The 14,819-nt window shown below is 54.1% G+C and carries 16 protein-coding genes; 14 read left to right on the top strand and 2 right to left on the bottom strand.

The features are described from left to right. Positions 1–22 precede the first annotated feature (22 nt). From hisF to BQ5456_RS01655, 6 genes are all read left to right on the top strand, one after another. A complete protein-coding gene (gene hisF, locus BQ5456_RS01680; protein WP_071128469.1) occupies positions 23–793 on the top strand; it encodes an imidazole glycerol phosphate synthase subunit HisF in 771 nt (256 codons plus the stop codon). Further along, positions 790–1,167, top strand: coding sequence for a phosphoribosyl-AMP cyclohydrolase (gene hisI / locus BQ5456_RS01675; protein ID WP_071128468.1), 378 nt, complete (start codon positions 790–792; stop codon positions 1,165–1,167). The genes hisF and hisI overlap by 4 nt, the downstream gene beginning before the upstream one ends. Before the next feature lie 53 nt (positions 1,168–1,220). Then, positions 1,221–2,063 carry an indole-3-glycerol phosphate synthase TrpC gene (gene trpC / locus BQ5456_RS01670; RefSeq protein ID WP_071128467.1) on the top strand — a complete coding sequence of 281 codons (843 nt, stop codon included), beginning with the start codon at positions 1,221–1,223 and terminating at the stop codon, positions 2,061–2,063. Between the two features lie 11 nt (positions 2,064–2,074). Beyond that, positions 2,075–2,944 (top strand): prolipoprotein diacylglyceryl transferase, encoded by an 870-nt coding sequence (lgt, locus tag BQ5456_RS01665; protein WP_071128466.1) that lies wholly within the window; start codon positions 2,075–2,077, stop codon positions 2,942–2,944. 76 nt (positions 2,945–3,020) lie between these two features. Further along, complete coding sequence (gene pyk / locus BQ5456_RS01660) at positions 3,021–4,445, top strand: pyruvate kinase (RefSeq protein ID WP_071128465.1); 1,425 nt, start codon at positions 3,021–3,023, stop codon at positions 4,443–4,445. Positions 4,446–4,718: 273 nt separating this feature from the next. Next, positions 4,719–4,943 carry a hypothetical protein gene (locus BQ5456_RS01655; RefSeq protein WP_083378291.1) on the top strand — a complete coding sequence of 75 codons (225 nt, stop codon included), beginning with the start codon at positions 4,719–4,721 and terminating at the stop codon, positions 4,941–4,943. A gap of 138 nt (positions 4,944–5,081) precedes the next feature. On the opposite strand, the gene BQ5456_RS01650 is transcribed toward BQ5456_RS01655, so the two are convergent. After that, positions 5,082–5,603, bottom strand: coding sequence for a nitroreductase family protein (locus BQ5456_RS01650; protein WP_071128464.1), 522 nt, complete (start codon positions 5,601–5,603; stop codon positions 5,082–5,084). A gap of 34 nt (positions 5,604–5,637) precedes the next feature. Next, on the bottom strand, positions 5,638–5,892 hold the full coding sequence (locus BQ5456_RS10225) for a hypothetical protein (RefSeq protein ID WP_143036999.1): 255 nt from the start codon (positions 5,890–5,892) through the stop codon (positions 5,638–5,640). Positions 5,893–6,107: 215 nt separating this feature from the next. On the opposite strand from BQ5456_RS10225, the gene BQ5456_RS01645 reads away from it, so the two are divergent. The 8 genes from BQ5456_RS01645 (at position 6,108) to BQ5456_RS01610 (ending at position 14,815) form a co-directional block, all read left to right on the top strand. Then, on the top strand, positions 6,108–6,626 hold the full coding sequence (locus BQ5456_RS01645; RefSeq protein WP_071128463.1) for a DUF4418 family protein: 519 nt from the start codon (positions 6,108–6,110) through the stop codon (positions 6,624–6,626). Between the two features lie 6 nt (positions 6,627–6,632). After that, complete coding sequence (locus BQ5456_RS01640) at positions 6,633–7,853, top strand: ABC transporter permease (RefSeq protein WP_071128462.1); 1,221 nt, start codon at positions 6,633–6,635, stop codon at positions 7,851–7,853. Continuing rightward, positions 7,854–8,558, top strand: a complete 705-nt coding sequence (locus tag BQ5456_RS01635) for an ABC transporter ATP-binding protein (protein WP_022863913.1) — start codon at positions 7,854–7,856, stop codon at positions 8,556–8,558. A 125-nt stretch (positions 8,559–8,683) separates the two neighbouring features. Next, complete coding sequence (locus BQ5456_RS01630) at positions 8,684–10,393, top strand: FTR1 family iron permease (RefSeq protein ID WP_235858513.1); 1,710 nt, start codon at positions 8,684–8,686, stop codon at positions 10,391–10,393. After that, positions 10,393–11,037, top strand: coding sequence for an iron transporter (locus tag BQ5456_RS01625; RefSeq protein ID WP_022863911.1), 645 nt, complete (start codon positions 10,393–10,395; stop codon positions 11,035–11,037). Before BQ5456_RS01630 ends, BQ5456_RS01625 begins: the two co-directional genes overlap by 1 nt. A gap of 10 nt (positions 11,038–11,047) precedes the next feature. After that, entirely contained in the window at positions 11,048–12,322 is a 1,275-nt protein-coding gene (locus BQ5456_RS01620) for a DUF2318 domain-containing protein (protein ID WP_235858512.1), read from the top strand. 21 nt (positions 12,323–12,343) lie between these two features. Further along, positions 12,344–13,645: an ABC transporter permease gene (locus BQ5456_RS01615; protein WP_071128460.1), complete on the top strand. Its 1,302-nt coding sequence runs from the start codon at positions 12,344–12,346 to the stop codon at positions 13,643–13,645. A gap of 6 nt (positions 13,646–13,651) precedes the next feature. Further along, positions 13,652–14,815: an ABC transporter permease gene (locus tag BQ5456_RS01610; RefSeq protein ID WP_235858511.1), complete on the top strand. Its 1,164-nt coding sequence runs from the start codon at positions 13,652–13,654 to the stop codon at positions 14,813–14,815. Positions 14,816–14,819 lie beyond the last annotated feature (4 nt).

Raw genomic sequence — 14,819 nt, 5'->3', positions numbered from 1 at the left:
AGAACACTCTAAGGAGGGCTAAATGGCGGTAGCGATAAGGGTGATTCCTTGCCTAGATGTTGATCAGGGACGCGTGGTTAAGGGCGTGAACTTCCAGAACCTGCGAGATGCTGGCGACCCGGTGGAGCTGGCAGAACGCTATAGCGAGGAAAGCGCCGACGAAATTACCTTCCTGGATGTTTCGGCTTCTAAAGAGGGGCGTGCCACTATGGTACAAACCGTGCAGCGCTGTGCCGAGCGAGTATTTGTGCCGCTCACCGTAGGTGGTGGGGTGCGTTCAGTGACCGACGTTGAACAGCTATTGGGGGCAGGTGCCGACAAGGTAGGGGTTAATACTGCCGCGATTGCTGACCCGGATCTAATCGACCGGATAGCTAAGCGTTTCGGCAATCAAGTGTTAGTAATCTCCGTAGATGCCCGCCGCTGCCCTGCCGGAGTGGAAACTCCCAGTGGATTTGAAGTCACTACCCACGGAGGAACCCGCTCTACCGGTATTGACGCCTTGGAGTGGTGCCGGGAAGTAACTACCCGGGGAGCAGGGGAAATCCTTTTAAACTCTATGGATGCCGACGGAGTGAAAACTGGTTTTGACCTGGAAATGTTAGCGCAGGTGCGCTCGCAGGTGGCGGTGCCTTTGATTGCCTCTGGGGGAGCCGGCAAAGTTGAACATTTTGTGCAGGCAGTGCGAGCCGGGGCAGATGCAGTGCTAGCAGCCAGCGTCTTCCACTTCGGGGAGATTGCAATTTCGCAGGTAAAAGCGGGGCTAAAAGAAGCGGGGTTTGAAGTTCGGTGAATGAACAAACTTTAGATCCGCAGGTAGCTAGCCGTTTGAAACGCGATGCGGCAGGGCTGGTTTGTGCGGTAATCCAGGACTGGCAAAGCGGGCAAGTCTTAATGGTTGGTTATATGAATGACGAGGCGCTGCGGCGCACCTTAAGTACTGGTCGGGTCACTTTCTGGTCGCGTTCACGCTCCCAGTACTGGCGCAAGGGCGACACCTCGGGACACGCGCAATATGTAAAGCAGGTGCAGATTGATTGCGATGGGGACGCCCTCCTAATCCAAGTTGACCAGGTGGGCGCGGCTTGTCACACCGGGCGCCGCAGCTGCTTTGAAGCCGGCGGGGGGCTGCCTGCCCTAGTGGGGGAACGTTCAAATAGTAGCTAGAGTTTTTACTCAAGGTGACAAATACATAACATAGTCTCGGAGGTGATACTCAGATGAACGCTTTGGAACGTTTGCTTGCCGGCGTGCGCCAAGAGGTGGCTCGGCGCGAATCTGAGATTAGCCTCGCCGAGATAAAAAAGTTAGCATCCCAGCGTCCTCACCCTCAAGATGGGGTTCAGGCGCTACGCACTGAGGGCGCAGTTTCGGTAATTGCGGAAATAAAACGGGCTACTCCCGGCGGAGGATTCTTGCGGGAAGTACCAGATGTGGCGGCACTAGCGCGTGCCTACGAGGCAGGGGGAGCCTCAGTGATCTCGGTGTCTACCGAAAAGAATTTCTTTTGTGGTTCTATTGAGGATTTACGGCAGGTGCGGGCGGCGGTAGCAGTCCCGGTTCTTTATAAGGACTTCGTGATTACCCCCTACCAGGTACATGAAGCCCGAGCGTTAGGTGCTGACCTAATCTTGATTCTGCAAACTTCCGCGGAGCCTACAGTAGTAACTTCCCTAGTAGAGAGGGCACATTCCCTGGGGATGACGGCGATAGTCGAGGTTCATTCCCGCCTAGAGGCCTTCCGGGCTCTGGAAGCCGGAGCCCAGGTTATCGGAGTAAATGCCCAAGACCTGCGCACTCTTGATTTTAATATGGATACTTTCGCGCAAATAGTGGATGTGATTCCCGAGCAAGTAGTGGCCGTGGCCGAATCTGGGGTAGCCGGCCCGCACGATGTTTTTAACTATGCCCAGCAAGGCGCGGATGCAGTCCTAATCGGTTCGGCTTTGGTAATGTCAAATAATCCGCAATCCTTGGTGGCTGAAATGGTGGCGGCCGGGGCGCATCCGGCGCTAGCTACTTCCCGCAAGTCGCGGGTAACTCGAGAAAAGAAACACGACTAGAAAGTGATGGGATGAACCCGTTTTTTATTCCCTCTCCCTCCCAGGGTGTCTGGTATTTAGGTCCGATTCCCCTACGGGCTTATGCTTTTGCGATTCTCCTTGGTATTTTCTTGGCATGCCTGTGGGCTTCCCGGCGCTATAAGCAGCGAGGCGGCAACCCGGATGTAATAGTGGATTTGGCGCTTTGGGTGATTCCCTTTGGGATTATCGGAGCCCGCATCTACCACGTTTTAAGCAAATGGCAAGATTATTTTGGTCCCACCGGTGACCCTAAAGAGATTCCTTTAATCTGGCATGGCGGTCTGGCTATCTGGGGAGGGGTATTTGCGGCTACCATCACCGCTTGCCTGGTGCTTCGTCACCGGAAACTAAAAATCGCGCCGGTAGCGGATGCGATAGCGCCTGCCATTTTGGTGGGACAAATTTTTGGTCGGATTGGAAACTACTTTAACCAAGAACTTTTCGGTGGTCCTTCTACCTTGCCTTGGGCTTTGCAGATTGACTTACAACATCGCCCGCTTGGCTTTGAAGAATACGCGACATTTCACCCAACTTTCCTCTACGAAATGCTCTGGAATCTGGCGGCGATTGCGGTGCTTTTATGGATTGAGCGGCGTTTTCATCCCCGGGGAGGGATGATGATGGGTTTCTACCTTTGCGCCTATAGCCTGGGGCGTTTTTGGATAGAGAATCTCCGGATTGACCAGGCAAATCAGTTCTTGGGGCTAAGAATAAATGCTTGGACCTCGCTGTTGGTGTTTGCCTTAGGGATTCTGATTGCCGTGTGGTGCTATAGGCAAAACTTCCCTCGCCTGCAGGTGGCTCCAGATAAAGAGGAAAAGCCGGAGGAGGATGGCGCCGCTAAGTCAATCTCACAGTAGGGACATTGACACTGGTAAATGCAAGTTATCCCCTCGATGAGGTGGAAAGAACTCCTGAACTAGCTAGGATAGAAACATGCGCAGAGCAAAAATTGTATGTACTTTAGGGCCGGCAACGAACTCCCCATCGCAAATTGAAAAACTGGCTACGGCCGGAATGAATGTGGCGCGGATTAACCGTTCGCACGGCAGCCAAGAAGAAGCGGAAGCTACTATCGCTAATATCCGGCGAGTAGCGCTGCAAACCGGTAAAGCGATTGCGGTACTGGTGGATTTGCAAGGTCCCAAGATTCGTTTAGAAACTTTCGCCACCGGTCCGCAGACCTTGAAAAAGGGTGACACTTTTACGATTACTACCCGGGATGTGCCGGGGAATAAGGAAATCGTGGGTACTACTTTCAAAGGGTTGCCGGGGGATTGCACCCCGGGAGACACTCTCTTGATTGATGACGGCAATGTGCAAGTGCGGGTAAAGCAAGTTACCGCTACCGATGTAGTCACCGAGGTGGAAGTGCCGGGGGTGGTTTCTGACCACAAGGGACTAAACCTGCCGGGAGTTGCAGTTTCGGTACCGGCACTGTCCGAAAAAGATGAAGATGATTTACGTTGGGCTTTGCAGCAAGGAGCCGACCTGATTGCGCTATCATTTGTGCGCAGTGCCGATGATTTTGCGGATGTAAAGCGGATTATGGAAGAAGAGGAAGTCCATATTCCGGTTATCGCCAAGATTGAAAAACCGCAGGCTGTAGAGCGTCTGGTAGAGATTGTGCAGGCTTTTGATGGGATTATGGTGGCGCGCGGCGACCTGGGGGTAGAAATGCCCTTAGAGGCAGTGCCGCTGGTGCAAAAGCGGGCGATTGAGCTGGCGCGCCGTTATGCGAAGCCGGTAATCGTGGCTACGCAAGTTTTTGACTCTATGATTCATAATCCCCGTCCTACCCGTGCGGAAGCTTCTGACTGTGCGAATGCAATCTTAGACGGTGCTGATGCGGTGATGTTGTCGGGGGAGACCTCGGTGGGGGCCTACCCGATTGATGCGGTGCGCCTTATGGCTTCGGTGATTAATAATGTAGAGGAAAACGGGGGAGATCGGATCGCCCCGCTAACTACTTACGACCATGACCGTGCCGGGGTGCTTTCGATTGCGGCGGCGCGAGCAGCGGAAATGTTAGACCTGAAGTTCATGATTGCCTTCACTCAAGGAGGCACCAGCGCGCGCACCATGTCGCGGCTGCGTTCCCCCATCCCGATGTTGGCATTTACTCCCCTGGAATCTACCCGTAACCAATTGGCGGTTTCTTGGGGAATTCACACTTACCGGGTTCCTTATGTGACCCACACCGATGACATGGTTTGGCAAGTTGACCAGGTGCTGCAAGCCCAAGGTTTAGCCAAACGCGGAGATCAAGTAATTATTCTGGGAGGAATGCCTCCGGGGGTTCCCGGATCCACTAACTCGATGCGGATTCATACGGTGGGAATGGAAAACGACTACCGTTAGCCTGTAATATGTTTTTTCCGAGGGTGTACCCAGGTTTTTGCGTTGCGGCATTATCTTTACTGCTGGCGCGCGGTGAAATAGCTAACAACGCTTGACAGAGCCCAGATGGTAAAATAAGGTTTAACACTTGTTGAAGTTTTCGGGTTTTCTCGGAAATTTGGTTGACTGTGTACTTCCGGTGTGGTGTGCTGAGGTTGACCTAAACAGGCAGGGTTCTTTTTGAACCCCGGGGTTACCGGTGCGGACAATGCGCCAACCCCGTGAGAAGAAGAAGTGAATGGAGTATCAAAAATGGAAAAATATAACATTGTCGAAGCAGGCACTGGCCGCCAAGCAAACAATCTGCTGATTAACGCAATCTCTGATGCGATCAGCCCTTGGTTTGCGGACGTTAGCCAAAACCGTCAGGTGCGTGAAGCCATCGCGGCTCTGGCAGATGAATCTCTGCGAGCTCGCGCTGCCCAGTATCTGGGCTTGCAACTGCGCCCGGCCGCTTAAGAGGGTGCCTGCAGCGCCCTTAGAAACCTAGTTTTCTATAGTGGCGTACCAAGCGATCAGGTTCCCCCGCGAAACTATCGCGGGGGAACCTGTTTTTCTTTCAAAGTATTTTGGGCTATACCTAACCGTTGGCTTCGGCTAAGCCTGGTGGTTTTCCCAAAGTAGCTGATCAAGCGGTTTGCGTTCCCGGTCTTTAGTGAGCCCAGCAGGTTCTTTACCTACGGTGCACATGGTGAAGGGCACGTAGGGAGCGGCGATCTGGAACTCCCGGCATACTAGCTCCCGATCAAAAGTGGCAAAGGGGCGCATATGTAGTCCCATGACTTCGGCTTGCAGCAACATATTTTGCACCGCGCTACCCAAGTCGTAGGGGCCAAAATCTAGGCCGTGGCGAGACGGATATTCCTGATGAATGTTAAGAATCAGCCCGGACGCATCAAGCGCCCAATCCGAAAAACCGGCTACTGCCCGGCGCAGAATCTCGTAGTTTTTATCGCCGCGAATCCCGGGCACGAACCACCATTCTTGAGCATTCATTGCCGAGGGCGCCCAACGCGCTGCCTCTAGAAGCTGGCTCATATCCTCGCTGCTTATGGGAAAGTCAGGGTCATATTCGCGCGGGCTCCAACGGCCGTGAATGATATTAGAAATCTCAGTCATGTTTCTATCATAACCAGCTGCCCATAAAACGGCACTAGCAGCAAAAATAAATGGTCGGGCTGACAGGATTTGAACCTGCGACCCCGTGGTGTCTCATGCCAATTTGAGCGCGAAACTTTTTCGGCAGCGTGGGTTTTGATGCCGATGGTGAGTTTGTTTTTCGTTTCTCGCGTGTTTCTTCTGTCTTGGCTAGTAGTTGCTCGGTCGGGGTTTTGGCTAGACCGGTGAGGATGCTTTGATAGCGCAGGATATCGCGGGTGAGTTCAGCGGGATTAGTGATCTCACGCAACTGGCGTAGTTCGTGTATTTGCGTCCTTGAAAGTATCCCGGGGGTAAGCAAACGGTCTAAGGGGGTGGCAGGGGTATCGTAGATACGTTTGAGCCTCCGGGCACTGTCCTGACACCCTCCGATATTTTCTTTCTAATTAGGTAAGGCTAACCTTGCTAATTATTTTGAGCTGTGTGATGATTGGCGTTGTCGTTAAATCTTAAGGAGGAAATCGCATGAAGGATAGAATCATTGGTTCGCTGCCTACCGTAGTGTTGGGCCTGCTCATTGCCATCGCGCCGCGGACTTTTGCGCCGGTTTGCGAGTTCGCTGCCAAACACAGCTCCGGCAAGGAACATATGTCCGGGATGAAAGGCTCCGGTGGTATGGACCATATGAACCACATGGGGCAGGCTGGCAAAGCGATGGGTGAGGCTCATCAACATATGGCGTGCTACTGGTCCGCTCAAGCCAGCTTGGGGATTGGAATCCTCCTGCTGGTCATTGGGCTGCTGGCATTGTTTATGAACTCCCAGATTCGCACCGGTTTGAACCTGAGTGCGGCGCTCATCTATGTGCTGGAAATTTCGATTGTCACCGTGCTTATTGGAACGTGCAAAAACGAGGAAATGTCTTGCAATGTTTACGCGATGCCCACGCTGTTGGCGCTGAGCTGTATAGGGATCCTGGCAGTCGGTGCGGCGATATTCCTGGATCAAAGGAACCGCCCGGAGCTTCAGAAAGCTGCGGCATAAACTGCAATGCAAAGCAGCCAGATAACCTGGGGTAAACTCCCTTTTCGTAATCTCAAATATTACCGTTACCGCAGTTTAGGACTGTTCCTGGTGGCAGTCCTGCTCAGCGCGATAACGTTCGGTGCAGGGATGGTTTCGCTGAACCTCAGCCAAGGTTTGTCATCGGTCAAGGAACGCTTGGGGGCGGACATAATGATTGTGCCTTCCCAGTTTGAGCAATCCGCAAAGGATATTTACCTCTGCGGGGGAAAACCGAGCGGGTTTTTGCTGCCAGATGACGTTTCGGATTCGGTCGCCAATGTTGCCGGGGTGGAACAGGTCACCACGCAAACCTATATTGCTTCCCTAATGGCGAGTTGCTGCGAGGTGCGGCTGCAGATTATCGGCATTGATCCGGACACCGACTTTGTTATCAAACCCTGGATTCAAGCCACTTATTCACGTGGTCTGCAGGACGGTGAGCTGGTCGCGGGCTCCAAAGTTCAGATTAATGCCCAGGGCAAGATTCGCCTGTTTAACTATGAATTCCCGGTAAGCGCGCGGCTGGCGCCGACGGGCACGAACCTGGATTCGTCTGTGTTTGCCAATCTGGCGACCACGAAAATCCTGGCGCGCCAAGCTGAAAAGGTGGGGCATCCGGTCTTGTCCGCAGATGAGATTGGACACCGGGTTTCCGCAGTGATGGTAAAAGTCAAGCCCGGTTACGCCCCGGAGGAAGTGGCGCAGCATATTTCTAAATCTCCCCAGCTGAAGGGCTTGGGCTTTGTGTCTGCGAACGGGATTAGTTCCCGGCTCAAGGAGGGTGTGGGTCACATTGTGGGCGCCCTGCAGGTCTTTCTGGCTGTCTTTTGGGCAGTAGCGTTGGCGGTGATGGTGACGGTCAACTGGGTCAGCGTCATGTCTCGGAGCAAAGAGTTGGGCTCGTTGCGGATAATGGGTGCCACCAAGCGGATGCTGACCGCAATGTTGCTGAAAGAGAATCTGCTGGTCAGCCTGACGGGTGGCGTGCTGGGGCTGGGACTCAGCGCGGCGCTGCTGCGACCCTTTGGCGATGCCATTCAAAGGGCTTTGAAGCAGCCCTATCTGCAAAGCGATCTGTGGAGCCAGTGTTCTCTGGGCGTTCTCATCTTGGTGACGGTGTGCCTCAGCGCCGTCCTGTCCAGTGCTATCTCGGCGATTCGCCTGCTGCGAAAAGAAACTTACCAGGTCGTGCGGGAGGGGCAATAGATGTTGTTGGAACTGTGCGAAGTGACCAAGAAGTTTTCGCGGCGGGGACGCGAGTTCAACGCGGTAGACAGTGTGAGCTTGAGTGTTGACGCCGGCCAATTTGTGGGTGTTTCAGGCAAATCGGGTAACGGAAAAACGACCCTGCTGAACCTCATGATGGGTTTGCTGCGTCCCAGCTCAGGAACGGTTCTGGTGGCAGGAGAGGATCTGTCTGATCTCTCGGATCGGGAACTGTCCCAGCTGCGCCGGTTTCGTCTGGGAATGATTACGCAGCAGCAAACCCTGGTCAGCTCTCTCAACGTCTTGGATAACGTGGTGTTGCCTGCTACTTTGCGGTCAAAAGGGCGGTCGTCGGGGAAATCGTCGCCGGTGGGGGTGGGGTCTTTGCCTGTCAATCGCGCGTTGGATTTGCTGGAAAAGCTCGACATTGCGGATCTATCCCACGCCTGGCCCGCAGAACTTTCCGGGGGAGAGATGCGTCGGGTTGCCATCGCCCGAGCACTCATGGCCCAACCGGAAGTTTTGTTGGCGGATGAACCGACCGGCGACTTGGACGACGACAGCACGGCGGCGGTGCTACGGCTATTTCACGAGCTCGCACAAGGCAGTAGCGCGGTCGTGATGGTCACGCACGACGCGGCCGCTTATGAATACTGCAACCGTAGGTTCAATATGCTAGACGGCCACTTGGAGGAGCTGTGGTAGGGCGAGGGGATTTTGTTCAGAATCAGCCTTTAATAGCTAGATTTGCTATAAGGTAAGGCTTGCCTTGTTAATTGTTTATTTGTAGCCTTGTTATGTATTTGATTTAGAAAGAAGTTGAGAGAATCGTGAACGCAACCAGAAACCAGCCTTCTCTGTGGGCACGAGGACTGCGGTTTATCGTAGGTTTTTCCGCTTTGGTGGTGGCGCTAGCCTTCGGAGGGGTGGTCTGGTCTAGCGCGGCCGCAGCCCAAGATTCCGATCTGGGTGAATGGTCTGAGGTCGTGTCGGTAATGCAGGAAAAGCTCGCCGCGGTTCCCGAAGCTGGCGATCCGAGCGCGGTCCAGACTCTGATTCGTCAAGCCTACTATGAGAACTACCAGACGAGCGGCCTGGAGGACCAGGTCAAACATGCTTTGGGGCGTGACGTAAACGATAAGTTTGTCGCCGAACTATTGAACTTACGCAATCTCAGCCGTGACGGTGCGAGCCCGGAGGCACTGCGAGAAGACAGCGACAAAGTCGCAGACCTGCTCACAGAAACGGTAACTAAGCTGGTCAAAGCCCCTAAGGTGGCGGATCAGTGGAGCAGGGTTGCCGACACGATTGCGCAAGTTATCACCGATGCCCAAAGCGCCTACGTCAAGGGACAAGCCGACCGGGCATTCACCTTGGCTACCGAAGCGTACCTGGGGCATTACGAAGCTGACGGGTTTGAAAACAACACCATTGTGCACAAAGGTTTCAATCGTGTGACTGAGATTGAGGGCATGTTCAGTGACTTGCGACAGGGCTACAAAGACGGTCGTGACCAGGCTCAACAGGAAAAACTTGGCAAGGACCTGATTGCGAAGCTGGCTGAGGATGCGAAATTTTTAGACTCGAAAACGCAGGACACGGGACCGCTGGGGATTGCCGGTTTCTTTTCCGCTTTTCTGATTCTGCTACGTGAAGGCGCGGAGGCGCTGCTGGTCGTGGCGGCGTTGGTCACCTACGCGTTGAAAGCGGGGCGGCGCGACCAGCTGCGGGGAATCTTAGCTGGCGTGGTTATCGCCGTGGTCATTTCCATCAGTCTGGCTATTCTGTTTGGGCAGCTCAGCGCCAGCGTGCAGAGCGGAATGGGTCAGGAACTGCTGGAGGGGATTACCGGCCTAGCAGCCGCCCTGATGCTGATTTATGTGTCTAACTGGATACTGAGCAAGTCCGGTGGCAAACGCTGGGAGGAATATATTAAGGCCACCGCGGGCGAAAAAACCGCTTCGGGAGGCGTTTTTGCTCTGGCATTTGTGTCCTTCCTCACCGTGGCTCGGGAGGGTGCTGAAACTATCCTGTTCTTTTACCCGATTGTCTCCGGGGCGAAAACACACAGCGATTATTGGTTTATCGTTGCGGGTGGCGTAACGGCGGTAGTCATCCTCGCGATTCTATTCGTGCTGGTCTGGCAGTTCGGGGTACGCCTGCCGCTCAAGCCTTTCTTTAAGTGGACTTCGATATTGCTGGCGTTACTGGCGATAGCCATCGTGGGCGGGGCGATTAAAGAGCTGCAAGAGGCTGCTTTGGTCGGGGCACATATGGTGTCTGGCGTTCCTACCGTGGTGTTCCTGGGAATCTATCCCACTGCGGAAACCCTCGGTGCCCAAATTATTACCGCCGCGGTATTGGGAGTCTTGGCTCTGTTACAACTCCGCAAGGCAAAAGCTGACCAGCCCGAGGCGGGCGGCTCCGAGATTCGTTCCGACACCCCTATCTCGGAAAGTAATGATAAAGCTTTCGAAGAAAACTCTTCGAGGGAAGATAAAAAAGACGCTGTCGAAGCGAACAGCGGAAAGGAAGAATAATGAAAAAGAAGCTACTGGCTTTGGCAGCCGTCCTGGCGTTGGGCATGAGCCTCAGCGGCTGTGGCGGAACTTCGTCGGGCGGTCAGGCTAAGCCGCAGGAATCCAAATCGGCGACCGAGCAGAAGCAGCCGGAAAAGCCCAGCGATCCCAATGTTGTAGGTATCAAGGAAATTCCGGTTGGGGATTCTGGCGAACAAACCAACGGGCCGCTGAATGTAAACGTTGTTTATTTCCAGGCTGTCGATATGGAGCACGGCTCGATGAAGATGCCTCCGGCTTCCGAGTCCGATATGCACTTCGAGATTGATGCTTCTACCAACAAGAAGGCAGAAGAATTCGGGTACCCGGCGGATACTTTCATGCCTTACCTGGACGATATGAAGGTTACAGTTAAGGATCAAAAGACCGGTGAGGAAACTGACCTGGGCACCATGATGCCGATGATTGCCTCTGACGGTCCTCACTACGGTAACAACATCAAGCTCAAGCCCGGCCTGTACGATGTGACCATCACCATCCCCTCTCCGGAAGACAAGTTCATGCTGCACACGGGTAAGGATTCCTCCGGGGTCAAGGGCCGTTTCTGGAAAGAACCGCTGAAGTTTGAGTTCAAGAACTGGCAGTGGGACGGGCAGGTTCTCTAAGTAGGTTTCATTGCTCAAGTTATTTGTTGTCGCCCTCCGCTACGGGCTGCCGTTATTCGTGCCGCTGGCAATCTTGCTGGCAACGCGACCGCACACCCCGATGGAACGCCGAGTCGTGGCTCGGATTACCACCGTGGTGTTGGTGGTGGCAGCCCTAGCGGCGGCGACACTGGCATGGCTTCGGCTGAACACGAATCTGATAGATGTTCCGACCATGAACTTCTATCTGGTTCCAGTCATGCTGATTTGCTCGCTGGGCTTCCTGGGAATGTCTTGGTGGTTTGGTGCCGCCGACCTCTATGACATTAAACAGAGCGCTAAACATAGGGCGCTGCTGGTGGCCTCGCTGTTGACTGCCGTCAGTATCATCATCAATTTCGGCTTTGAATACGCATTTTCTACCGACGAAATTGTGCTGATGGGGTCCTCTCCGTTAGAAACAGAATCGCTGGCGCGCTTTTCTGGATTCGCCTTCGGGTCGCTGCTGGTGGTCATCGCCGGCTGGGCCTACGTGCGCGCCACCAGGCTGGTTCCCGCCATGGTGCGTTTGGCAATCACTACCGCGGTATTTTTGGTAGTTATCGGTCCGCGTTCCATTCTGTTGTATCAACAACTCGCCATACGTGGTTTCCTGCCACGCTCACGGACCATCTTTGAACTCGTGTTGTGGATTCAAAATGCCAACACCGTCATACTGCTGGCCCTGGTGGTGCTGACCGCCATTCCTGGCATCATCGCCATTTGGTTCGGTTCCAAATCCGTCAATGTTTCTGGTGCCGAAGCGCGTATAGCGAAAGCGGATCGGATTACTCGCCGACACTTTTTAGAGCTGGCCTTGGGTGGCACGGTTGTTTTCGTTTCTGCCTTGACCGTTGGCAGGCGCGTGGCGGAGACTGTTCCGGAGTTATCCCCGATAGAGCCTTCCACGGTGAAAGGAAATGTGGTTTCCGTCAGTCGGGAGCTGGTGTCTGATGGACACCTGCATCGTTTCGCCTATGTGACCAAGGACGGGACGCAAGTTCGTTTCATCGTCATTCAAAAGAACGCCGTAGCCTACGGTTGCGGTCTGGATGCCTGCGAAATCTGCGGCGAATCCGGTTATTACGAAGACGGCGGGAAAGTCATTTGCCGGCGCTGCGGGGTCATGATGAATATTCAAACTATTGGCTTTCCCGGTGGCTGTAACCCTATTCCGATTAAGTATGAAGTGGGCCCGAAAGAATTACGGTTTTTTGCTGACGAGCTGAGTGGGCACGCCAAAATCTTTAAAACCAAAATAATCTAAGGCTCTAAGGTATAAGTTTCCATGTTCTTTTTCAGGATGATTTTCAAGGCGTTACGTCGGCAGGTCGGTAAACGCCTCATGATTGCGCTAACGATTTTATTAGGGGCAGGTCTCACAACTTCCATGCTGGCGGTCATGCTGGATGTCGGGGATAAAATCAAGCAGGAACTTGGCTCTTACGGTGCCAATATCCAAGTGCTACCGCAAGGAAAATCCGTAGTTTCCCAACTCTATGATTTCGAGGATACGGGTAGCTCGGCGAATTCCCAGTCCGGAGCGTTGCAGGAATCCGAGCTGGCAAAACTGAAAACCATATTTTGGGCTTACAACATCGAAAACTTCGCTCCGTTCCTGGGAACCAAGGCTGCTTCCTCAGGCCAAGACATTGACGTAGTCGGGACCTGGTTTCGCAAGAAGCTAGCCATCCCCACTGGGGAAAAAGTCGATACCGGCATGGCGGATATGCGCGACTGGTGGGAAGTCCAAGGCAACTGGCCAAAGGCTGCCGATGAAGTCATGGTCGGAACGAAACTGGCTCAGCAAAACGGCTGGCATCTGGGGGACTCTCTGACCTTGAAACCCCCGCCCGGATTAGCTGGCTCCGCACCCAGTCCAACTTTGACTATCAGCGGTATCTTTACTTCCGGTTCCAATGAAGACCGGCAACTGTTTGCGGATTTGAGCGTAGCTCAGAGCCTCTCGGGTCGTCCGGGCCAGGTCGACCGGGTAGAGGTGCGTGCTATCACCACGCCGGAAAATGACTTGTCCCGCCGCGCTGCCCGCGATCCCAGCTCACTATCTCTGGAGGACTGGGAAACCTGGTACTGCACCGCTTACACGTCCTCAATCGCCTATCAGATTGAGGAAGTCATGACTAACGCCGTAGCCACCCCCGTCCACCAAATCGCCGACAGTGAGGGTGCGATCCTGGAAAAAACCCAGCTCATTATGACTTTGGTGGCGATTTTGGCCATGGCGGGTTCCGCTCTGGGTATTGCTAACCTGGTGACTGCCTCGGTGATGGAACGTTCCGCCGAAATCGGGCTGATGAAAGCTTTGGGGGCGCGTAATCTGTTTGTGGTGCTGATGATTTTGACGGAAACCTTCATCGTGAGCCTGGTCGGGGCCGCGTTCGGATGTGTGGGCGGCATCGGTCTGGCCCAACTGGTCGGACACCTGGTATTTGGGGTCAGTATCAATATCCGCCCAGTGGTTTTCCCCTTGATGGCGGTCATCGTGGGGCTGACGGTTTTGCTGGGCTGTTTACCTTCCATCCGGGCGCTGGTGACTTTGCAACCTGCGCGGGTTCTGCACAGAAAGTAGGCGGGAATGAACTCACACAAACGCATGTTCGTGCGCATCATTTGGAAAGCCTTTGCGCACCGTTTCTCCCGGGTTATGATTGCTTCCCTGGCAATCGCAATGGGTGCCTCCATCCTGTCCGGGTTGGGGCTGGTGGCGGTGACAGTTCCCGATTACATCGCTAAGGAACTGCGTTCGTTTGGGGCAAACCTGGTGGTGTTGCCGCAAGGTTCCAATGTAATTACTCGGGAAACGGTGTCTGCCATCGACCGGCAGTGCGGCGAGAGTCTGATGGGGCGGGCCGGCTACAGTTACGGTAACCTGCTCTACGGTCAGCAGCCCGTCCCCCTCATGGTGACGAAATTTGCCGACGCCCGGTCAGTCCGACCCTACTGGTCAATCGACGGGAAAGTGCCGCAGGGCAGCGAACAGATCCTGTTAGGGGTGAACCTCGCAGAAAAATTCCGTCTGCACGTCGGTGACCTGATTGGCCTCAAGGTGGCGCAGCTGCGGGAAAACACCGGGGGGGACGATTCGGGGCATGACAACCGGGCTGGCAAACAGCTGGAAATCTCCGGGCTGCTGCGCACCGGCGGCCCCGAGGACGACCTGGCGGTGTTAAGCCCGGACAGTTACACCGCTATGGGTGGGGTTGCCGATGGCTACAGTTTGGTGGAATATTCACTGAAAGGCGATACTTCCCAATTGAGCGCTTTAGCGAAAACCATCGGAAAAAAGGTCAACGGGGTTGACGCTGAAGTGGTGCGTCGAACTACCCAAAATGAAACCCGCATTGCCCATACTCTAAGCAACCTAATTTGGTTGGTCAGTATTATTATTTCCGCGCTAATGCTGATTGCGGTATCCGCGACACTGAGTTCGATTGTCTCGGAACGCGCTCGCGAGATTGGGCTGAAAAAGGCATTGGGGGCTTTGAGCAAGGACGTATTCACGGAACTTATCGGGGAATCGATAATGTTAGGGCTGTTCGGAGGCTTCTTAGGGGTCTTGCTGGGAATCGGTCTGGCCGATTACATATTGCAAAAAGTTTTCCTGGCACGAGTAGAAATTAACTGGATAATTTTAGTCCTCACGATTGTTTTTTCGGTAGCGGTAGCGGTTATCGGTTCTCTGTGGCCGGCTAAACGTATTGCCCGGATTAATCCTATAAATGTTCTTGGTGGAGAGTGAGAAT

It is taken from the genome of Varibaculum massiliense, assembly GCF_900106855.1.
Classification (GTDB): domain Bacteria; phylum Actinomycetota; class Actinomycetes; order Actinomycetales; family Actinomycetaceae; genus Varibaculum; species Varibaculum massiliense.
The sequence above is the reverse complement of the archived record's forward strand: the minus strand, read 5'-3'. Positions and strand labels throughout refer to the sequence as shown.

Excerpts from the sequence above, each read along its gene's own strand:
- hisF (WP_071128469.1), top strand. The coding sequence starts at position 23 with ATGGCGGTAGCGATAAGGGTGATTCCTTGCCTAGATGTTGATCAGGGA.
- trpC (WP_071128467.1), top strand. The coding sequence starts at position 1,221 with ATGAACGCTTTGGAACGTTTGCTTGCCGGCGTGCGCCAAGAGGTGGCT.
- lgt (WP_071128466.1), top strand. The coding sequence starts at position 2,075 with ATGAACCCGTTTTTTATTCCCTCTCCCTCCCAGGGTGTCTGGTATTTA.
- pyk (WP_071128465.1), top strand. The coding sequence starts at position 3,021 with ATGCGCAGAGCAAAAATTGTATGTACTTTAGGGCCGGCAACGAACTCC.
- BQ5456_RS01650 (WP_071128464.1), bottom strand. The coding sequence starts at position 5,603 with ATGACTGAGATTTCTAATATCATTCACGGCCGTTGGAGCCCGCGCGAA.
- BQ5456_RS01645 (WP_071128463.1), top strand. The coding sequence starts at position 6,108 with ATGAAGGATAGAATCATTGGTTCGCTGCCTACCGTAGTGTTGGGCCTG.
- BQ5456_RS01640 (WP_071128462.1), top strand. The coding sequence starts at position 6,633 with ATGCAAAGCAGCCAGATAACCTGGGGTAAACTCCCTTTTCGTAATCTC.
- BQ5456_RS01635 (WP_022863913.1), top strand. The coding sequence starts at position 7,854 with ATGTTGTTGGAACTGTGCGAAGTGACCAAGAAGTTTTCGCGGCGGGGA.
- BQ5456_RS01625 (WP_022863911.1), top strand. The coding sequence starts at position 10,393 with ATGAAAAAGAAGCTACTGGCTTTGGCAGCCGTCCTGGCGTTGGGCATG.
- BQ5456_RS01615 (WP_071128460.1), top strand. The coding sequence starts at position 12,344 with ATGTTCTTTTTCAGGATGATTTTCAAGGCGTTACGTCGGCAGGTCGGT.
- BQ5456_RS01610 (WP_235858511.1), top strand. The coding sequence starts at position 13,652 with ATGAACTCACACAAACGCATGTTCGTGCGCATCATTTGGAAAGCCTTT.